Origin of the sequence: Haloferax marinum (genome assembly GCF_009674625.1) — an archaeon.
In the GTDB taxonomy this organism is placed as follows: domain Archaea; phylum Halobacteriota; class Halobacteria; order Halobacteriales; family Haloferacaceae; genus Haloferax; species Haloferax marinum.
Genome location: NZ_WKJQ01000001.1, coordinates 2,780,893 through 2,797,520 on the forward strand (window position 1 = coordinate 2,780,893; position 16,628 = coordinate 2,797,520).

The 16,628-nt window shown below is 62.1% G+C and carries 28 protein-coding genes; 3 read left to right on the plus strand and 25 right to left on the minus strand.

The genetic code is table 11. The features are described 5' to 3' along the window. Positions 1-23: 23 nt before the first annotated feature. Positions 24-734: a hypothetical protein gene (locus GJR99_RS14000; RefSeq protein WP_151113197.1), complete on the minus strand. Its 711-nt coding sequence runs from the start codon at positions 732-734 to the stop codon at positions 24-26. 169 nt (positions 735-903) lie between these two features. On the opposite strand from GJR99_RS14000, the gene GJR99_RS14005 reads away from it, so the two are divergent. From GJR99_RS14005 to GJR99_RS17505, 3 genes are all read left to right on the plus strand, one after another. Further along, positions 904-1,470, plus strand: coding sequence for an LURP-one-related/scramblase family protein (locus GJR99_RS14005; protein ID WP_225317642.1), 567 nt, complete (start codon positions 904-906; stop codon positions 1,468-1,470). Positions 1,471-1,477: 7 nt separating this feature from the next. Continuing rightward, the gene (locus GJR99_RS14010; protein ID WP_151113199.1) at positions 1,478-1,636 is read left to right on the plus strand and encodes a hypothetical protein; all 159 of its coding nucleotides are present in this window, start codon (positions 1,478-1,480) and stop codon (positions 1,634-1,636) included. Between the two features lie 171 nt (positions 1,637-1,807). Beyond that, complete coding sequence (locus GJR99_RS17505; protein ID WP_191967134.1) at positions 1,808-3,151, plus strand: hypothetical protein; 1,344 nt, start codon at positions 1,808-1,810, stop codon at positions 3,149-3,151. Positions 3,152-3,244: 93 nt separating this feature from the next. Here GJR99_RS17505 and secY read toward each other — a convergent pair whose 3' ends face one another. From secY to GJR99_RS14135, 24 genes are read right to left on the minus strand one after another with little or no spacing between them, the layout of a single operon-like run. Continuing rightward, the gene (gene secY, locus GJR99_RS14020; RefSeq protein ID WP_151113200.1) at positions 3,245-4,714 is read right to left on the minus strand and encodes a preprotein translocase subunit SecY; all 1,470 of its coding nucleotides are present in this window, start codon (positions 4,712-4,714) and stop codon (positions 3,245-3,247) included. Positions 4,715-4,717: 3 nt separating this feature from the next. Then, complete coding sequence (locus GJR99_RS14025; RefSeq protein ID WP_151113202.1) at positions 4,718-5,221, minus strand: uL15m family ribosomal protein; 504 nt, start codon at positions 5,219-5,221, stop codon at positions 4,718-4,720. After that, positions 5,218-5,682, minus strand: coding sequence for a 50S ribosomal protein L30 (locus GJR99_RS14030; protein WP_151113204.1), 465 nt, complete (start codon positions 5,680-5,682; stop codon positions 5,218-5,220). The genes GJR99_RS14025 and GJR99_RS14030 overlap by 4 nt, the downstream gene beginning before the upstream one ends. Then, the gene (locus tag GJR99_RS14035; protein ID WP_151113206.1) at positions 5,682-6,326 is read right to left on the minus strand and encodes a 30S ribosomal protein S5; all 645 of its coding nucleotides are present in this window, start codon (positions 6,324-6,326) and stop codon (positions 5,682-5,684) included. Before GJR99_RS14035 ends, GJR99_RS14030 begins: the two co-directional genes overlap by 1 nt. Further along, complete coding sequence (locus GJR99_RS14040; protein ID WP_151113208.1) at positions 6,323-6,877, minus strand: 50S ribosomal protein L18; 555 nt, start codon at positions 6,875-6,877, stop codon at positions 6,323-6,325. Before GJR99_RS14040 ends, GJR99_RS14035 begins: the two co-directional genes overlap by 4 nt. Then, positions 6,877-7,332, minus strand: coding sequence for a 50S ribosomal protein L19e (locus GJR99_RS14045; protein WP_151113210.1), 456 nt, complete (start codon positions 7,330-7,332; stop codon positions 6,877-6,879). The genes GJR99_RS14040 and GJR99_RS14045 overlap by 1 nt, the downstream gene beginning before the upstream one ends. Further along, positions 7,332-8,036, minus strand: a complete 705-nt coding sequence (locus GJR99_RS14050; protein WP_151113212.1) for a 50S ribosomal protein L32e — start codon at positions 8,034-8,036, stop codon at positions 7,332-7,334. Before GJR99_RS14050 ends, GJR99_RS14045 begins: the two co-directional genes overlap by 1 nt. Next, positions 8,037-8,573: a 50S ribosomal protein L6 gene (locus tag GJR99_RS14055; RefSeq protein ID WP_151113214.1), complete on the minus strand. Its 537-nt coding sequence runs from the start codon at positions 8,571-8,573 to the stop codon at positions 8,037-8,039. It abuts the gene before it with no gap. Positions 8,574-8,577: 4 nt separating this feature from the next. After that, positions 8,578-8,970: a 30S ribosomal protein S8 gene (locus tag GJR99_RS14060; protein ID WP_058571914.1), complete on the minus strand. Its 393-nt coding sequence runs from the start codon at positions 8,968-8,970 to the stop codon at positions 8,578-8,580. A 3-nt stretch (positions 8,971-8,973) separates the two neighbouring features. Next, positions 8,974-9,150 (minus strand): 30S ribosomal protein S14, encoded by a 177-nt coding sequence (locus GJR99_RS14065; protein ID WP_151113216.1) that lies wholly within the window; start codon positions 9,148-9,150, stop codon positions 8,974-8,976. Next, entirely contained in the window at positions 9,147-9,665 is a 519-nt protein-coding gene (locus GJR99_RS14070; protein WP_151113218.1) for a 50S ribosomal protein L5, read from the minus strand. The genes GJR99_RS14065 and GJR99_RS14070 overlap by 4 nt, the downstream gene beginning before the upstream one ends. Next, positions 9,662-10,363 carry a 30S ribosomal protein S4e gene (locus tag GJR99_RS14075; RefSeq protein WP_151113220.1) on the minus strand — a complete coding sequence of 234 codons (702 nt, stop codon included), beginning with the start codon at positions 10,361-10,363 and terminating at the stop codon, positions 9,662-9,664. Before GJR99_RS14075 ends, GJR99_RS14070 begins: the two co-directional genes overlap by 4 nt. After that, the gene (gene rplX, locus GJR99_RS14080) at positions 10,360-10,716 is read right to left on the minus strand and encodes a 50S ribosomal protein L24 (RefSeq protein ID WP_151113222.1); all 357 of its coding nucleotides are present in this window, start codon (positions 10,714-10,716) and stop codon (positions 10,360-10,362) included. The genes GJR99_RS14075 and rplX overlap by 4 nt, the downstream gene beginning before the upstream one ends. A gap of 1 nt (position 10,717) precedes the next feature. Continuing rightward, positions 10,718-11,116: a 50S ribosomal protein L14 gene (locus tag GJR99_RS14085; protein ID WP_151113224.1), complete on the minus strand. Its 399-nt coding sequence runs from the start codon at positions 11,114-11,116 to the stop codon at positions 10,718-10,720. After that, positions 11,116-11,460, minus strand: coding sequence for a 30S ribosomal protein S17 (locus tag GJR99_RS14090; RefSeq protein ID WP_151113226.1), 345 nt, complete (start codon positions 11,458-11,460; stop codon positions 11,116-11,118). The genes GJR99_RS14085 and GJR99_RS14090 overlap by 1 nt, the downstream gene beginning before the upstream one ends. Beyond that, complete coding sequence (locus GJR99_RS14095; RefSeq protein ID WP_151113228.1) at positions 11,451-11,882, minus strand: ribonuclease P protein component 1; 432 nt, start codon at positions 11,880-11,882, stop codon at positions 11,451-11,453. Before GJR99_RS14095 ends, GJR99_RS14090 begins: the two co-directional genes overlap by 10 nt. 1 nt (position 11,883) lies before the next feature. Next, positions 11,884-12,096 carry a 50S ribosomal protein L29 gene (gene rpmC / locus GJR99_RS14100; protein WP_151113230.1) on the minus strand — a complete coding sequence of 71 codons (213 nt, stop codon included), beginning with the start codon at positions 12,094-12,096 and terminating at the stop codon, positions 11,884-11,886. Continuing rightward, positions 12,097-12,993, minus strand: a complete 897-nt coding sequence (locus GJR99_RS14105) for a 30S ribosomal protein S3 (RefSeq protein WP_151113232.1) — start codon at positions 12,991-12,993, stop codon at positions 12,097-12,099. Then, complete coding sequence (locus GJR99_RS14110) at positions 12,993-13,454, minus strand: 50S ribosomal protein L22 (RefSeq protein WP_151113234.1); 462 nt, start codon at positions 13,452-13,454, stop codon at positions 12,993-12,995. The genes GJR99_RS14105 and GJR99_RS14110 overlap by 1 nt, the downstream gene beginning before the upstream one ends. A gap of 4 nt (positions 13,455-13,458) precedes the next feature. Beyond that, entirely contained in the window at positions 13,459-13,881 is a 423-nt protein-coding gene (locus tag GJR99_RS14115) for a 30S ribosomal protein S19 (protein WP_151113236.1), read from the minus strand. 2 nt (positions 13,882-13,883) lie between these two features. Beyond that, positions 13,884-14,609 carry a 50S ribosomal protein L2 gene (locus GJR99_RS14120; protein ID WP_151113238.1) on the minus strand — a complete coding sequence of 242 codons (726 nt, stop codon included), beginning with the start codon at positions 14,607-14,609 and terminating at the stop codon, positions 13,884-13,886. Positions 14,610-14,611: 2 nt separating this feature from the next. After that, positions 14,612-14,863 (minus strand): 50S ribosomal protein L23, encoded by a 252-nt coding sequence (locus GJR99_RS14125; protein WP_151113240.1) that lies wholly within the window; start codon positions 14,861-14,863, stop codon positions 14,612-14,614. Further along, positions 14,860-15,606, minus strand: coding sequence for a 50S ribosomal protein L4 (gene rpl4p / locus GJR99_RS14130; RefSeq protein WP_151113242.1), 747 nt, complete (start codon positions 15,604-15,606; stop codon positions 14,860-14,862). Before rpl4p ends, GJR99_RS14125 begins: the two co-directional genes overlap by 4 nt. Before the next feature lie 3 nt (positions 15,607-15,609). Next, complete coding sequence (locus GJR99_RS14135) at positions 15,610-16,626, minus strand: 50S ribosomal protein L3 (protein WP_151113244.1); 1,017 nt, start codon at positions 16,624-16,626, stop codon at positions 15,610-15,612. Between the last annotated feature and the right edge of the window lie 2 nt (positions 16,627-16,628).

Sequence of the window (16,628 nt, forward strand, 5' to 3'; positions counted from 1 at the left end):
GCGAGACATGAGTGTGTACCCGACTACGGTTCGGCGACGGCGTCGAGCACTGCGTCGTGGAGCGAAAACAGCGGTTCGATGTCGCCAGCGGCGTACTCGACCAGGAGGCGAGTCAGTTCGGTGTGGGTTCGCGTGTGGCCGAGGTCGTTGACGACGCCTTCGACGTAGCGTTCTCCCAGGGCCTCACCGACGTGAGCGCCCTTCACGTGGGAGTCGTCGATGCCGAGGTGGTCGAGGTACCCCACCGGAAGGTCGTAGTCGTCGTACCACACCGTCGGTTGGTCGATTCCTGCCTCCTCGCAGGCCTTCCACAGCGCAGGTATCTCTCTGTTGCGGCGGACTGCGTGGGGATAGGCCGTCGCGGCGAGCGTGCCGAGGTCGACGTGGTCCGAAAAGAGCGCGTCGACCCGAGCGGGGGCCTCGGACCAAATGCCCTCGTCTGCGACCTCCTTCGCCCACGCCCGGAGGTGGTGTTCGTCGAAGAACTCGCCGTTGTACGTGACGACGGGGCCGCCTCGCTTCTCACACCACTCGACGACGTCTCGAAGGAGCGTCGCAGTGTGTTCCGGACTCCAATCGCCGTCGCGGAGGATAACCTCGATTTCGGTGTCGTCACCGACTCGGTGACCGAGGCCGACGGCGACCAATTCGAACTTTTCGGTGTTCTGAAAGTTTCTCGGTGTACCACGCGGACTAGCTGTCTCGATGTCGAGTGCGAGTCGCCCCTCGTCCATACTCAGGACGTCTCCGATTGGGTACAAAAACGGACGGGTTCGGCGAACTGGGCCGACTTCCACGGCAGCGACTGGACGTGGGTATTCCACGGACGTTGAACGTCAGTTCCCGACGACATTCTTTTCAACTTTCCTACAGATTCATCTCCTCATCACTCGATATGTGAGTATGGCCCGACGACAACGAGCGGAGACACGACGTGCACGACGAGAAGACCGCGGTGTCGGCCGACGCGGTGGGCGACGCGAGTGGAACCGGTACAAGATGACACAGAAACTCGTCTCCATCGGGGACGACTACTACGTCGAGAACCAGGCCGGTCAGAAGGTGTTCAAAGTCGACGGCAAGGCGATTCGCGTCCGGGACACGCTGAAGATGGACGACCTCCAAAGCAGTGATTCGTACACTATCAAAGAGCGAATCGTCCGGGTCAAAGATACGATGACGGTCCAGAAGAACGGCCGTCCAGCGGCGACGGTGAAGAAGGCGCTCATCACGCCGCTTCGTGACCGGTTTACCGTCGAAATTCACGGCGGCCCAAATCTCACTGTCAAAGGGAACATCCTCGCCCACGAGTACAGACTCATGCGAAACGGTGAGAAAGTCGCAGAAGTCTCGAAGAAGTGGTTCAGAATCCGCGACTCTTACGGCATCGAAATATCACCAGAGATGGACACCGGTCTCGTGATTGCCTGTACTGTCGCGCTCGACATGATAGTCCATCCGACGCGGTGAGCGCTCTGTGAGTTCCGGCCAAACCGAACAGGTGCGACGGAATCTCGTCGAGTCCCTCCGAGACCGAGGCTACGTCTACACCAACCGTGTCGAGAGGGCCATGCAGTCCGTGCCGCGACACGAGTTCGTCCCGCTTATCGGAGAACACGGGTTCGCAAAAGAGTGAGTGAACGGCTGCATTCACCCCGGAACACACGCCGACAGTTTGTCACGCGGAGATGAGTCGGCTCCAACTACGCAGAATTCTATCGTACTGAGCGGTCTCCGGAACGGTCGAGGGTGTACTCCAAACATGTAGACAACAAACATTATCTCTTGATCGAACATGATTTCCGATATGCAAATCTCTCCCCCTGACTGGTCCCGTACAACCCCCACGAGGCGTCGGTTTTTACAGGGAAGCGGGTTGGTCCTCGCTTCACTCGCCGGATGTACCGGGTCGGAGGTCAAAGATACGGATGGAGACGGAGTCGTCGATTCGAAGGACTACGCTCCCCGTGACCCCGACGTGCGATTTAAATCCGACGTCCAAGGTACTGCAGCCGTTACAAAGCAGTCACCGACACCAACCGCGACGGCGACTCCGCAGGCGACTCCGACACAAACCCCTACTCCGACGCCGACACCCGCACCGTCGAGCGGAACTTCGATGCTCACCGCGAAGAACCCGGAATCACTCGAACGGACGTCCTACATCAGTTCCTATGGAACTGCTGAGGTGACGGTGAACGTCTCCCCCGACGAGTTCACAGAGACTGAAATCAGTGGAACGGACCTCGTCGTGTTCCTCGGCGGGTACCCCCGCGAACGCGAGTACGCCCGTGGACGAACCGCCATCGAGCCTGACGAGTCCAGGTCGTATACGATTTCTATCGACTTCCCCAACGACGCGACGGGTCGTCCACTTCACTATCTCGCACTTCTCGTCTCGTCAGATACCGACCTCGAGGATGCATCGAACGACGACTTATCTTTCTTCCACGAAACCGACCCGTTCGTCGTCGACGAAGAGACGTTCGAACCGGAGCGAACGACGGTTCCCGAACTAGAATCGATGGGCTCCGAGTCCGGAGAGAACTACTCACGTTTCGACACCGAGGGAATGTGGGACATCACGGTTACCGGGCGAACGAATGGAACGAACTGGGAAGCGTATTTCTACGTCTACAAAGCCGCGTACGTCATTCACAGGCGGAAAGATCACGGTCGAAACTGGGCCGACTTCGTCAATTACGAGATGCAAAACGGGTATCTCGAGAGCTGGGCGACGCTCCTCTACGACGTCGCGAACGACATCGGATTCACCGAGAAACGGGTCCAAGCGGAGTTCGTGATTGACTTCGTTCAGGGTCTCCCGTACGTTCCAGACGACGTCTCTTCCGGATTCGACGACTACACGAAGTTCACCGTCGAGACGCTTGGCGAACTCGGCGGTGACTGTGAAGACACAGCGATACTCCTCGCCGGTGTGTTGCAGGCGGAACCGTTTGGTTACGACACCGTTCTCATTCACCTGCCGGAGCACATGGGTGTCGGAATCAAAGGCAGGGACCTTCGGGGAACGTACTGGGAACTGGATGGCAACCAGTACTACTACATCGAGACCACCGGTGAGAACTGGGGGGTCGGTGACCTACCGGACGAGTACCGTGACGACTCGGCGTACGTCTATCAAGTGTAGACCAGTTTTACTTCGAGAATGTTCCGCGGGTTCGTCGCCGGTGGTAGCGATGTCACTCGGTGGTCAGTCTGGATAAAGAAGGTTTTCGGCGATTTACTCGCTGCCGAACATCTGGCGCATCATCGGGTGCATCTCCATGAGCTGCTCTTCTGCGATCTCCTCGTACAGTTTGTACGTGATGGAGACCGTCAGCAGCAGCCCCGTCCCGGAGACGGCACCGATGGTGCCCAGCATGTTCGCCATGACGGCGAGTAGGCCGACGAGCGCGCCACCGATGACGGTCACTTGCGGGATGTACCGCTCCATGACCTTCTCGATGACCTGCGGGTTACGTCGGAAGCCGGGAATCTGCATCCCGGAGTTCTGAATCTGTCGTGCCGTCGATTCGGGGCCCATGCCCGTCGTCTCGACCCAGAAGACAGCGAACACCGCGCCACCGACGATCATGAACGTGAGGTCGATGAGCACGCGGATTGCGATGTCGAGGGGGTCGGCCGACGTGAGGCCCAGGAACCACATCCAGTCGGAGCGCGACTGGATGGGCGCGAGGTAGTAGAACAGGCCACCGGTGACCTGCCCACTCGCGTACTCGCCCAGCCACGCGGGCATGGCCGCCCACTGGCTGTCGAGGATGCGCCCGAGGAACTGGATGTTCGCCTGCAGGGCGCGGACGAGAATCATCGGCAGGACACTCGCGTAGATGAGTTTGACCGGGAAGCGTCCGCGAGCACCCTTCACACGAGCGTGCGAGAGGGGAATCTCGACGCGGACACTCTCGGCGTAGACGACGATGCCGAAGATGAGCACCGTCGTGATGAGCGCGAGCAGTTGACCCTGACCGAGGAAGAGGGTCGACAGCAGGTCGGTCGGCGAACTCGGGAGTTGGACCGAGCCGGTGATGATACCGAGCCACGTCGGGAAGAAGCCCGACGCGCCACCGAGGCCCTGCCAGCTGAACAGCCCACCGACGAGCTGCTGGCTGACCCCAGCGATGATGAACAGCCCAACACCGGAGCCGACGCCCCACTTGCTGACGATCTCGTCCATGAACAGGATGAGGACACCACCGACGGCGATCTGCGCGAAGATGAGTGTCTTCACGCCGAACGTACCGACGCCGAGCGAATTCGCGACGGCCGGGTCGGCCGGCAGGAATCCGCCAGCGAACACCATCGGCAGGCCCGTCAGGACGATCATGACCCCGACGAGCAGCTTCTGCAGACCCTGATAGAGGATCTGGTCACGTGGATTGTTGTCGGTGTCGAGCCCGAGCAGGTCAGCACCGCCAAGCAGTTGTAAGACAATGCTCGCGGTGACGATGGGACCGATACCCAGTTGGAGCACAGAGCCCTGCTGACCGGCGAGAATCGACCGGAACTGACCGAAGAGGTCGTTCGCGGCCGCCGCGTCCACACCGAACAGCGTCACGTTCGTCAGGAAGAAGTACAGCACGAGAATGCCACCAGTCCACCCGAGTTTTCGGCGGAACGGTACGTGTCCCTCCGGTCGGGCGACTGCAGGCATCCGCGCCAGCACTGGTTCGGCGGCGTCCTTCCATCCCATGATTTATTCCTCGTTATCCTCGTCGGCGTCGGCGTCCGCTTCCGCTTCGGCCTCGGCCGCTTTCTCTGCGCGTTCGGAGAGTTCGGCGCTGCCGCCAGCCTCTTCGATGAGTTCGACGGCACCGGCCGTGAACGCGTCAGCGACGACGTTCAGTTCGTTGCGAACCTGGCCGCCACCGAGCACCTTCACGACGTCTGCTTCCCAGCCGTCTTCGGCCACGTCGCGAGCGTCGATGGTGTATGCGTCACCGTCTTTCTCGGCGACTCCGTCGGCGGCGAGGAGTGCGGCGTCCTCGTCGAGCTTCTGGACTTTGACTTCGGCGACGGTGTCCTGAAGCGTGTCCGGACGCTTGAACCCGTGCTTGCCGAGCGGTTCGTAGTTGTGGAACTCGTGCTTGTCGCGCCCGGCACGGCCACGGCCACCACGGTGTCCGGCACCACGCCGGTTCTTGTGGGTACCGCCGCTGTGCGTCCGGGAGCCACGTTGGCGTCGTTTCTTGGACGTCATCGCATTGCCTCCAGGAGTTCGTCGATCTGCTCGGTCTCGTGCTTGCCGAGCTGACCGCCTTCTTTCGTCACGTGCTTCTGGCCGCGGTGGCCACCACGTGCGGGGTGGAGTCGGAGCACCGGCGAGAGACCCTGCTTTCGCAGCGTCGTCTCCTCGTCGTAGACTGCCTGCGCGAGCGAGGCGATGTCGTCGTAGTCGGTGTTCTCCGAGACCCACTCGTCGGTGACGTCGGCCGAGCCCTCTTCGGGTTCGGCGCGCGTGCGGATGAGCGTCTCGACGACGTCGACACTCGGCGTGCCGTGTGCGACGTAGTCGTTGACCTTCGTGATCATCCCACGGTAGGTGTCCGACTCGGGGACGAACGTTGCGTGGTTCACGCGTTCGATGTTGAGCATCTTCAGCGTGTCACGGACGTCCTGTGCCATGTTGACTTCGCCGCGAAGTTGGACGATAGCCTGCATCAGTCGCGCACCTCCTGACGGACCTCACGAGCGCGCCGCGGCGTACGGGACTGCGACGCGTTCTTGAGTGCGTTGTACGTTGCCTTTGCGAGGTTGACGGTCGTCCGCGTGTTCCCGTCACTCTTGGTCCAAGCGTCCTGGACGCCAGCGAGTTCGAGGATGTTGCGGACCGTCTCTGCGGCCGCGAGGCCGAGACCCTGCGGTGCCGGGATGATACGGACCGTCACAGAGCCTGCCTTCCCTTCTGCCTTGCGGGAGAGGGAGTTGAGGCCGCCTGCGCGGTCTTCCCAGGAACCGGAGCCGCGGTCAACCTTGATAATGTTCAGTTTCGCCACCTCGATGGCTTTCTGGATAGCGCCGCCGACCTGATCGTCGCGGGCTTCAGCGTAGCCGAGGTAGCCGTCACGGTTCCCGACTGCGACGACACACCGGAACTTCACCCGGCGGCCGGAGTCGGTCATGCGCTGAACCATGTTGATGTCGAGAACTTCGTCTTCCAGTCCGGGAAGGAGCTGGTCGACGATCTGGGGTTCCTTGAGCGGAAGCCCAGTCTCGAGCGCGTGGTCCATCGACGTGACGTCGCCGTTCTGCACCATTCGGCCGAGCCGCGTTCGCGGCTCCCAGCCGTTGTTATCTCTGCTCATTCGTCCTCCTGAAGTTTCCCGAGCACTTCGTCGAAGTGGTCGGGGAGGTTCGTGGCGTCGAACTCTCCACTGTAGAGCGGCTCGTCGAGCTGCTCTGCGTACTCAGCGATGTGGACACCGCGGTTGCGGTCCCAGTCTGCGAGTACGGCGTCGTTGTGGGGGATTTCGAGGCCAGCGTCGATAGCACCCTCCTGCACTGCGAATACCTTGTTACCGGGCGTGGCCGTGTTGAGGCCGATGTCGAGGACTGCTTCCTCGACGCCGGCGGCCAGCGCCCGCTTACCTGCCAGATACCCCGTGAGGTACGCGCTCGGGAGGTTGCCCGTCGGGGCTTCCCAGCCGTACTCGGCGAGGTCGGCAGAGGTCGCTGCAGCGTGGGTCTCGTCGCCCTGCGGGCCCGGAGTGACCAGCTGCGCCCTGACGTGCTTGTTGCTCACGCGAGCAACGAGGCGGGGTTTACCCGATTTCAGCAGGCGCAACCTTTGATGGTAGTCCGTCCGGACTTCGCGGCGGCGACGCATCGGAACCTTGTATCGTGGTCCTGTCGCCATTATTGAATCTCCACCTGGTAGTTGTTCTGGATGTATGCTTCGAGCCGGTCCACGCTGTCGAATTCGCCACCGGACGCCTTGTTGTAGAGCGAGCGGTACTGGGTACGGTCGAGCGTACCGTCAGCACGCAGCTCTTTCAGGCGACGGCGCTGGGCGCGGATTCGGCTGACCCATGCGTCTTTCTTGTTCTTCCGAGCGCCGGAACGGCCCTTGCGGGAACCGGCACCCTTGCGGTGACCGTAGGAACGCTTGGCGGCGCGCTCGCGTGCGCGACCTTTGGAGTTGCCCTTGGCGTCCTTGGCGCGAATCGTGCCCTCGTCGACGAGTTCACGGATGTCTTCGCGCGTGATGGCCTCCGCGATGTCGGACTGTGCGTCGGGGTCGAACCACACACGGCTCTTACCGACGTCGAGGACGTCGGCGGCCATGCGCTTCTGTGCTTTCAGGTCCGTCATCAGTTGTCCACCTCGACTTCGACGTAGGTGGGGTTGAGAACGCGAATCTCGCGGTCTTCAGCCACTTCCTCGATGCGCTCGCGCTTGCGTGCGCCGACCGAGGACGCGATACGAACGGCCTGCGTGTCGCCGTCGACGCCCTCGAGGTCGTCCGTGTTGAACACACGAACTTCCTCGAAGCCGGACGGGTGCAGTCCGCGGGCGGCCTTCGGCGTGCGGTAACCCGCCTGAACCTTGGGGCCTTTGCCCTTGACACCGCGACGCTGCTTGGACAGGCCACCACGGGGGCGACGCCACGACGTGGGCGTGCGCTTCTTCTTGTGGTAGTCCTGTCGGTTGAACTGCGGCTTGCCTTCGCGACGCTTCTGTGCGAGGGCGGCTGCCTTCTCGGCGTCGAGTTCAGGCTTCTTGTCCGCGTAGCCGCGGGCGCGAAGTTCCGTCTCGACTTCTTCGGCAGGCTCTTCTTCGACTTCTTCGGTCTCGTCTTCGACCTCAGCCTCCGCCTCTTCGGAGACTTCGAGGCCACCGACGTCGGCCTTGATACGCGCAGCGAGCGCGTTACCAATGCCGTCAACCTCGGCCAGTTCGGACTGGCTCGCGGCTTTCACGTCGTCGACGGTCTCGAAGCCTGCGTCGCGGAGCGAGTCAGCCTTCGATGGGCCGACACCGCTGATGTCTTCGAGTTCGGTGATTTCGTCCGACATTTAGGCACCACCTGTCTTTGGTTTCTGGGTGATGTACACGCCGTCGGTGAACACGCGAGTGTCCTTGTCCGTGACGCGAGTGAGTTGTTCGATGTCGGCGGCAGTCTGCCCGACGTCCTCCTTGCTGGGGCCGCTCAGGGTGACATCTTCGCCGTCGACCTGTACCTGGGTGTCTCCGCGAACCTGCGCTCGTCGCGGGGACTTCTCGCCGAGGAAGTTCTTGATGACGACTTCGTCGCCTTCGACGTTCACTTGCATCGGGAAGTGAGCGTAGTGGACTTCCATCTGGTACTCCCATCCCTCGGTGACGCCGTAGAGCATGTTGTTCACGTGGCTCTCGAAGGTGCCGATCGTCGCGTTCGTCTTCGCGTTCTCGACGTCGGTTTCGATGACCACGGAACCGTCTTCGACGGTGACCGAGACGTTCGGGTACCACAGGCGCTTGGTGACGCTACCGTTGGAACCCTCGACGGTGAGTTCGAGGTTGTCGACCTCGGCGGTTACCTCGTCCGGGATTTCGATTTCTATTCGGCTCATTGTTCTAGTAGACGTAGGCGATGATCTGGCCACCGATGCCCTGTTCGCGGGCCTCGTAGTGGCTCATGACGCCGTGGCTCGTCGTGACGATGAGCGCACCGTAGTCACGGGCAGGGAGGAACTGCTTCTCCCATCGCTCGAAGTCGTCAGCACCCGCGGAGTACCGCGGCTTGACGGCGCCACACTTGTTGATTGCGCCTTTCAGTTCGACCTCGAACTTACCGGCCTTGCCGTCGTCGACGAACTCGAAGCCGTCGACGTACCCGCGGTCGTAGAAGACCTCGAGGACGGAGCCGATGATGTTCGAGGCGGGCTGGATCTCGTGGGACAGGTGTCCGACGCTCTCGGCGTTGTTCACACCGGAAAGCGCGCTACTGAGTGGATCGTTGTCAGCCATATGTTATCGGTACTTCTTGAATCCCATTTCACGGGCAATCTCTCGGAAGCACTGGCGGCACAGGTTGATGTCGTACTTGCCGACAAGTCCCTGTTTTCGCCCGCAGCGCCGGCACTCGTTCTCCTGGCCGGTGCGGCGGGTCGCGTGCTCGCCCGTCTGTTCTGTTTCGCTATCGCTCATTCTTCAACCTCCACGTCGAACGTGGATTCGATGAACGCGACGGCGTCCTCGACGGTCATCCGGTGGGAAGACGGAATCTGTCGGGAGCGCTTGTCGCGCTTTTTCACACGGTAGCCGGGTCGGACGAGGTTGACCGTCACGTCCAGTCCGTAGATACCGATCTGCGGGTCGTACTCCTGACTCGGGAATTCGGTGTGTTCTGCGACACCGAAGCCGAAGTTACCCGTCTCGTCGAACGACGAGTACGAGAGGTCTGCGATGGGGAGTGCGGTCTCGAGGAACTCGGCGGCGGCCTCGCCACGGAGCGTGACCTTCGCGCCGACGGGTTCGCCCCGGCGGACACCGAAGTCCTGCGAGGCGCGGCCAGAGATGGTTCGAACGCTCTCTTGGCCCGTAATCTCCTCGAGGATGTCTTCGGCTTTCGCGAGTTCTCGACCACCTTCACCGATGCCCATGTGGACAACGACTTTCTCGATACGCGGGTCGCGCATCTCGTGGAACTCAGCCTCGCTCATTCGTCATCACCCGTGAAGTTCTCGTCGATGACGACGACGTACTGTTCGATGGTCTCGAACTCGCCGTCTTCGGTCTCGACGACGACGGAGTTGTTACCGCTGCCCTTCGTCGTGATGATCTCGCTGACCTCACCGATTTCGCCGGCGTGGGAGCCGTCGACTGCGGTGACGAGTGCACCTTCCTCGTAGAGGAAGTGTGCGACGACGTCCTTCGTCTCGTTGTCGACGACGATGGAGTCCTTGTTGTTGTACTCCGAGGCGTCGTCGACGACGAGGTTCGAGCCGTCGTGAAGCGTCAGCTGGAACTTGCCACCCGAGACTTCGGTCTTGCGGACGATCTTGCCGAGACGGCTGGACGCCGAGTCGGCGTCGACAGACGTCAAGGCGAGACGGCCACCCTCGTCGGGGAAGACGCGGTAGTATTCGTCACGCTCGGTGAACGCCAGGATGTCGAACATCCCGATGGGACGGCGAACGTCGGAAGCGGGGTCGCCGTTGACCAGAACGCTCTGGTTGTTGAGGGCGTACTTCGCTTCCTTCTTCGAGTCCACGTAGCCGAGCACGTCACGCAGGACGATGAGCAGGGGAACCCCTGCCTTGCCGTGCGGACCGGCACCGGCTTTGACCGTGAACGTGCCTGTCTTGCGCTCGACCGGCCAGGACTTCGGTACGGACAGTCGCTTCTGGTGTCGAGTCATTCGTTATCCTCCTTGAGTCGGGCCTCGCGCACGTCGTCTTCGAGGTCCAGTTCCGTCACGCGGACGTTACTGGCCTGAAGGGGTCGTGGGACCTCCTCACCGTCGGCTTTGGCCACAGTGACGCCTTCGACGTAGATGACGGCGTCCTTGAGGTCGACCTCGGTGACTTCGCCATCTTCGCCGGCGAAGTCGCCACGGAGCACTTCCACAGTGTCGCCCACGTTGACGCGGACGTTGCGGGTGTCGTACTCCTCGCGGAGGTCGGCCGACAGCGGTGCGCGGACCTGCTTTTGCCGCTCGTGGAGCGGCGCGTCGCGAACTTCGTTTCGCTGTTTGCGCGGTTGTCGGGTCATACTATACAATCATCGTAGCCGTCGATGCGATACTCCCGAAGCGCTCGGCCACTTCGCGTGCAACGGGACCCTTGATCTCGGTCCCGCGAGGCTCTTCCATCTCGTCGATGATGACGGCGGCGTTGTCCTCGAATTTCACACGCGTGCCGTCCGGCCGGCGGATAGATTTCCGCTGGCGGACGACGACGGCTTCGAGCACCTGGCGGCGCATCTCGGGGGTACCTTTGGTGACCGAGACGGTCACCTTGTCCCCGATGCCTGCCTTGGGGTGTCGGTTCTTCGTGCCGGAGTAACCCGCGACGCTGATAATCTTCAGTTCACGAGCGCCGGTGTTGTCGGCGCACGTGACCAGCGAGCCACGAGCAACGCCTTTGGTGATGTCTGCTTTGAGCGCTTCCATCACTCGTCACCTCCGATGACCTCTACCACAACGTGGGATTTGGTCTTCGAGAGCGGGCGTGTCTCCGCAATCTTTACTTCGTCACCGACAGCGACGTGGTCGAGCACGCCCGGCACGTGTGCCGGAATGCGCGAACGTCGCTTCATGTAGCGGTCGTACTTCGGAACGAATACGTCGTACTCACGCTCGACGATGACGGTCTTTGCCATGTCCGTCGAGACGACCGTCCCCTCCAGGGTCTGACCCCGGACGGAGAGCGAGCCGTAAAACGGACATTTTTCGTAGTCGTAAGCCTCGGAATCGTCGGGTTCCGAAGGCATTGGAACGTCTAGTCCTATCGCCATTTCGAGTCACCTGTAGTTTCGGTGCGTAGGGCGGGTCGTGAGAGCAGTTGTGAGCCATCCACCGTAACGTAGGCCACGCCCTCGCAATTCCCTGTACGGGAAGCGGCCGATGATGAGTCGGCGCGCCGGCCAGACTGACTGGCATCTAATCCGCCAGTAGTATCCGACCGAAGTTTGGACGTGGTCCCCGACGCCTTCTCAGCGCCGGCGGCTTCATCTGTGCTCGGAATCTCAAATTCGAAGGTCGCCCCTCGTTTGGGCACCTGTCGCACCCGAGTCCCATCGTCGACCATCAGCGTGCGCATCGTCTCGACGACGATACGCCCGGCTATCCCGACGAGGTCGGGATTCGCCGCGTCAACGACCGCTACGCAGAGGCCGTTGAGTTCGTGTCGCGTGAGGGTCTCGGGTGTGAGTGGCATCTTACTGTTCGTCGAGGTCGCCTTCTTCGCCCTGAATCGTCTTGATTCGAGCGATGGTCTTCTTCAGTTCAGAGACGCGCCCCGGATTCTCCGGTGCGCCACCCGCGGCCTGGACGGCCTTGGCGTTGAGCAGTTCCGTCTCGAGCTCTTCGAGCTCGGCGACGCGCTCTGCGGGCGTCATGTCGCGAATCTCTTCGGTGTAGAGGATTGCCATTTATTCTTCCTCCGTTTCGTCGTCGTCTTCCATCTCTGCGACGAGGTCGGCCGCCTCTTCGGCGACGTCTTCGTCGAGTTCTTCCTCGACGGCTTCCTCGTCGTCGGCCCCTTCGTCTTCGACGACTTCCTCGTCGTCGACGACTTCTTCGACGGCTTCCTCGACGACTTCCTCGTCGACGGCTTCCGTCTCGGGTTCGGCTTCGACGTCCTCGGAGACGTCCGGAACCTCTTCCGGTTCCTCTTCGAGGAGGTCTTCGACGCTCTCGGTCTCTTCGATCTGTTCGACCGCTTCAGGCTGGGCGTCTTCCTCGACTTCGAAGTCGTCGGGGAGGCGCGCACCCGGCGGGATGATCTTGACCGTGACGCCGATGGTACCGAGCTTCATGACTGCGACGCCCTGGCCTTCGTCGACGATCTCCTGTGCGGGTTCGCCGTTGTGCTTGATGTAGCCGCGGTTGAACTTCTCGACGCGCGAGCGGGCACCGGTGACCTTCCCGGAGAGGACGATTTCGGCACCGAGGGCGCCGGCGTCCATGATCCGGTCGATGGTCGTGTGACCTGCTTTGCGGAAGTACCAACCACGCTCGAGCGCGTTGGCGAGGCGGTCTGCGACGATGCGGGCGTTGAGGTCGGGTTCCTCGACTTCCTGCACGTCGATCTGGGGGTCGTCGAGATTGAATCGGTCTTCGAGTTCGCGGGTGACCTTACGGATGTTCTTCCCGCCTTTCCCGATGACCATCCCTGGCTTTTCGGCCTTGAGCACGATCTGGGTGCCCATCGGCGTCTTGGCGACGTCCATGCCGCCGTAGCCGGCGCGACCGAGTTCTTCTGCGAAGAACTCGTCGATCTGGGACCGCTGCAGTCCGTTCTCGATGAATTGGTGTTCGTCAGCCATTATTCTTCGACCTCTTCGATGATGAGTTCGACGTCACAGATTGGGGTGTTCCACGGGTCGGCCCGGCCGAAGGCACGGGGCTTGCGACCCTGGCGTTCGCCGACCTTGTGGGCGGCGAGGTGCTTGATTTCCATGGCTGGTCCGTCGAATCCCTGTTCGGTCGCGTTGTTGCGGACGTTCTCGAGGAGTTCGAGGAACGCCTTGGACGCTTTCTCAGGGTATCGTCCTGCGTCCCAGCCCTCGATGTCGCTTCGGTGACCGACACCAGAGTTGTGTTGCTTGAACGGAACCGACCGCTCGCCGTCGATGACGGCTGCGAGGTAGTCCTCGGCGTCGGCGACGGTCATCCCCTTGATGGCGCGGGAGATGGCCTTACTGTGCTTGAGGCTGATGGGCCGGTCCCGGAGCATACCTTTAGCCGTGGAGTCCGGGTCGGCCTCGACGCTGTAGTTGATTCCCATGGTTTTACTTGAGCGGCACGAACTTCGAGGACCGGGTCGCGCCGATACCGGCCTGGCCGTGGGTCACTGACGAACGGGTCAGCTGGAACTCGCCGAGGTAGTGCCCAATCATCTCGGGCTGAACCTTGACGCGCTCGAACTCCTGACCGTTGTAGACGGCGAAGGTGAGACCGACGAACTCGGGGAGAATCGGCATGTCACGCAGGTGCGTGCGAACTGGTGAGTTTGCCGTCTCCTCTTCCGTCTTCTCTTCGACCTTCGCGAGCAGTTTTTCATGCTCGGCCGACAGGCCACGGGTGATGGTTCGCCGCTGACGAGCGGGGAGCAGTTCCGCGACTTCGTCGAGCTCCATATCCTGCAGCTCTTCGAGCGTGTGGCCACGGTAGGTGAACTCACCTTCGCGACCGGTACGGTATTGCGTGCTCATGATTACTTACCTCCCTTGCCACCGCGACCGGTGCGCTTGGAGGCGATGTCACCGACCTTCCGGCCCGGCGGGGCGTCCCGCGAGACGGACTTCGGCTGACCGGGGTGTTGACGGCCACCGCCACCGAACGGGTGGTCGACGGCGTTCATAGCAACACCACGAACGCGCGGCCACTTGATACCGCGCGCTTTCATCTTGTGGTACTTCTTCCCTGCCTTGACGAACGGCTTCTCCGTGCGGCCGCCACCGGCGACGACGCCGATGGTGGCACGGCAGTCGGGGTTGAGGCGCTTGACCTCACCCGACGGCAGCTTCACGACAGCGACCTTGCGGTCGTGCGAGAGGAGCTGCGCGCTGACACCGGAGGCGCGGGCGAACTTCCCGCCGTCGCCGGGCTGACGCTCGACGTTACAGACGGGGACACCTTCGGGAATCTCGGCGAGAGGCAGCGTGTTGCCGGGCTTGATCTCGGCGGAGACGCCGATCTGAAGCTCTTCACCGACAGTGATGCCCTCGGGCGCGAGGATCATGCGCTGTTCGTCCTCGAACTCGACGAGGGCGATGGGCGCACTGCGGGCGGGGTCGTGCTCGATGCCGACGACCGTACCCGTGATGGTGTCTTTCTTCTCAGACTTCTTGTGCGACAGTTCGGCCTTGTAGCGGTGCGACGGCGCCCGGAAGGTGGACGAACCGCGACCACGACGCTGGCCCTGAATTCGGCGTCCCATGGTTAGAACACCCCAATTCGCGACGCGACTTCCTGCGCGTCGTCGTCTTCAGAGAGACGAACGGTTGCTTTCTTCTTACCTTTCATCGTGACCTGCGTGTTGACCTTCTCGATGGTCACTTCGTACCGCGACTCGATCTCCTCCGTAATCTCGGATTTGTTCGCGTCGATGTGGACGATGAACTGGAGCTTGTTGTCGAAGTCCATCTGGTTCATCGCTTTCTCGGTGACCAGCGGGTGCTCGATGATGCTCATCGTTCTGCGACCTCCTCGAGTGCGCTCTCGGTAAAGAGGGTGAGGCGACCGGCGTGCGTACCGGGTGCGAGGTCCTCGGCGGAGACGTTCGCCGCGGTGGCGACGTCGACACCGGCGAGGTTGCGAGCAGCCTTCGAGGGCTCCTCGGCCGTCACGAAGAGAATCGACTTCGGACGCGTGTACTTGCGGCCACGGAGCTTACCCTGACCGGCCTTCACCTTCTTGTTCTCCTCGGAGCGCTCGATGTCGGCGTAGACGCCGAGCGACTGCAGGAGGTCGACGACCTCCTTCGTCTTGACGAGGTCGTCGAAGTCGTCGGAGACGACGAGCGGCAGTTCGACGTCGTCGTCGAACTTGTGCCCGCGCTCTGCGACGAGTTCGGGGTCCGCAGTGGCGGCGAGCGCCGAGCGGACAGCGAGTTTTCGCTCCTTCGTGTTGATTTCCTTCCCCTGGTCCTTCTCGGCCTTCGGCGGGTGTGCGCGACGACCGGAGACGGCGTGCGGGACACGTCGTGCGACGCCGTTCTGGCGTGGGTCGTGCGACATGCCGCGACCGCTTCCCATGGACTCTGCCGGCGTTCGCATGCCAGCGTAGGGGTCGGCACCGTACGGCTGTTTTCGGTTTGCCTGAGCAGCGATGACAGCGCGCTTGATGAGGTCCGGACGGTAAGCCGTCTCGAAAACCTCAGGCAGGTCGATGCTGCCTGCGTCGTCACCGTTCAGGTCTCGGATAGTTGCCTGCATGGTTTAACCCTGGTTCGATGCGGTAGAGACGAAGCGCACCTCGGGGTCGAGGCGCGGTTGGTCGTTCGGCCGGACGGCCGGGCGGAACCGCAGAAGGCGCTTGTTGGGGCCCGGAAGCGAACCCTTGATGAGCGCGTAGTTGCCGTCGACCTCGCCGTAGTTGACGAAGCCACCTTCGACGGAGGCGTCGTCGCCGTCGCCGAGGTCGATGAGGCGCTTGTTGAGTTCGGTGCGCTGGTGGTAGCCAGTCTGACCGAGTTGCGGAACCGTCGATCGAACGCGGGACGGGTTCCATGGGCCGAGGTTGCCAATACGGCGTCTCCAACCCTGGCGGGCGTGCTTGCCCTTCCGCTTCTGGACGCCCCATCGCTTGACGGGACCTTGCGTACCCTTACCCTTCGTGACACCGGCGACGTCGAGGTACTCGCCAGCGCGGAACACGTCGGACATCTCGTGTACGCCACCCTCGGCAACGAGTTCGAGGGCGAAATCGGCGCGCTCCACGAGGGAGCCGCCACCGACGCGAGTCTCCATCACGTCGGGCTTCTTCTTGGGCACGTTCTTGAGTTCGGACGGGACCGTGTGCGTGATGACGCGGAGGTCATCGACTTCGCCGGCCTCGACGGCCTCGCGAAGCGCTTCGGCGTCTTCTTCGAACGTGTCTTCTGCCGGAAGGTTGAGGACGCGGTCGAGTTCGTCGTGGAACTCGTTCGTCCAGACCTCAGTCTTCGGCTTCATACCGTACGACGTCTGCTCGTAGGCGCGAAGGGCGACAGCACGCATCGGTGGCGTCTCGACGACGGTCACCGGCACTGCTTCCTCCATACCCTCTCGGGGGGAGTCCGCTTCGTCGTTGACCATCATGACGTGGGTCATGCCGGCTTTGTAGCCAGCGAATCCCTGCAGTGCAGGAGAGCCATCGTCACTTGGCCACGACTTGATGCGCGGGACCTCTTTGGTCACACGCTTGCGTGGGCTGAAGCCCATCGAGCCTTTTCGTGGTCTGCTTGGTTGTGGCATGT

Bases quoted from the DNA above. Each gene is read 5' to 3' on its own strand.
- GJR99_RS14090 (WP_151113226.1), bottom strand. From the start codon at position 11,460: ATGGCGATAGGACTAGACGTTCCAATGCCTTCGGAACCCGACGATTCC.
- GJR99_RS14085 (WP_151113224.1), bottom strand. From the start codon at position 11,116: ATGGAAGCGCTCAAAGCAGACATCACCAAAGGCGTTGCTCGTGGCTCG.
- rpmC (WP_151113230.1), bottom strand. From the start codon at position 12,096: ATGGCAATCCTCTACACCGAAGAGATTCGCGACATGACGCCCGCAGAG.
- GJR99_RS14005 (WP_225317642.1), top strand. From the start codon at position 904: ATGGCCCGACGACAACGAGCGGAGACACGACGTGCACGACGAGAAGAC.
- GJR99_RS14000 (WP_151113197.1), bottom strand. From the start codon at position 734: ATGGACGAGGGGCGACTCGCACTCGACATCGAGACAGCTAGTCCGCGT.
- GJR99_RS14035 (WP_151113206.1), bottom strand. From the start codon at position 6,326: ATGAGCAGAGATAACAACGGCTGGGAGCCGCGAACGCGGCTCGGCCGA.
- GJR99_RS14120 (WP_151113238.1), bottom strand. From the start codon at position 14,609: ATGGGACGCCGAATTCAGGGCCAGCGTCGTGGTCGCGGTTCGTCCACC.
- GJR99_RS14025 (WP_151113202.1), bottom strand. From the start codon at position 5,221: ATGACGTCCAAGAAACGACGCCAACGTGGCTCCCGGACGCACAGCGGC.
- secY (WP_151113200.1), bottom strand. From the start codon at position 4,714: ATGGGATGGAAGGACGCCGCCGAACCAGTGCTGGCGCGGATGCCTGCA.
- GJR99_RS14105 (WP_151113232.1), bottom strand. From the start codon at position 12,993: ATGGCTGACGAACACCAATTCATCGAGAACGGACTGCAGCGGTCCCAG.
- GJR99_RS14040 (WP_151113208.1), bottom strand. From the start codon at position 6,877: ATGGCGACAGGACCACGATACAAGGTTCCGATGCGTCGCCGCCGCGAA.
- GJR99_RS14060 (WP_058571914.1), bottom strand. From the start codon at position 8,970: ATGGCTGACAACGATCCACTCAGTAGCGCGCTTTCCGGTGTGAACAAC.
- rplX (WP_151113222.1), bottom strand. From the start codon at position 10,716: ATGACCCGACAACCGCGCAAACAGCGAAACGAAGTTCGCGACGCGCCG.
- GJR99_RS14075 (WP_151113220.1), bottom strand. From the start codon at position 10,363: ATGACTCGACACCAGAAGCGACTGTCCGTACCGAAGTCCTGGCCGGTC.
- GJR99_RS14070 (WP_151113218.1), bottom strand. From the start codon at position 9,665: ATGAGCGAGGCTGAGTTCCACGAGATGCGCGACCCGCGTATCGAGAAA.
- GJR99_RS14045 (WP_151113210.1), bottom strand. From the start codon at position 7,332: ATGACGGACCTGAAAGCACAGAAGCGCATGGCCGCCGACGTCCTCGAC.
- GJR99_RS14115 (WP_151113236.1), bottom strand. From the start codon at position 13,881: ATGAGCACGCAATACCGTACCGGTCGCGAAGGTGAGTTCACCTACCGT.
- GJR99_RS14030 (WP_151113204.1), bottom strand. From the start codon at position 5,682: ATGCAGGCTATCGTCCAACTTCGCGGCGAAGTCAACATGGCACAGGAC.
- GJR99_RS14125 (WP_151113240.1), bottom strand. From the start codon at position 14,863: ATGAGCATCATCGAGCACCCGCTGGTCACCGAGAAAGCGATGAACCAG.
- GJR99_RS14050 (WP_151113212.1), bottom strand. From the start codon at position 8,036: ATGTCGGACGAAATCACCGAACTCGAAGACATCAGCGGTGTCGGCCCA.
- GJR99_RS14065 (WP_151113216.1), bottom strand. From the start codon at position 9,150: ATGAGCGATAGCGAAACAGAACAGACGGGCGAGCACGCGACCCGCCGC.
- rpl4p (WP_151113242.1), bottom strand. From the start codon at position 15,606: ATGCAGGCAACTATCCGAGACCTGAACGGTGACGACGCAGGCAGCATC.
- GJR99_RS14095 (WP_151113228.1), bottom strand. From the start codon at position 11,882: ATGCCACTCACACCCGAGACCCTCACGCGACACGAACTCAACGGCCTC.
- GJR99_RS17505 (WP_191967134.1), top strand. From the start codon at position 1,808: ATGCAAATCTCTCCCCCTGACTGGTCCCGTACAACCCCCACGAGGCGT.
- GJR99_RS14110 (WP_151113234.1), bottom strand. From the start codon at position 13,454: ATGGGAATCAACTACAGCGTCGAGGCCGACCCGGACTCCACGGCTAAA.
- GJR99_RS14135 (WP_151113244.1), bottom strand. From the start codon at position 16,626: ATGCCACAACCAAGCAGACCACGAAAAGGCTCGATGGGCTTCAGCCCA.
- GJR99_RS14055 (WP_151113214.1), bottom strand. From the start codon at position 8,573: ATGAGCCGAATAGAAATCGAAATCCCGGACGAGGTAACCGCCGAGGTC.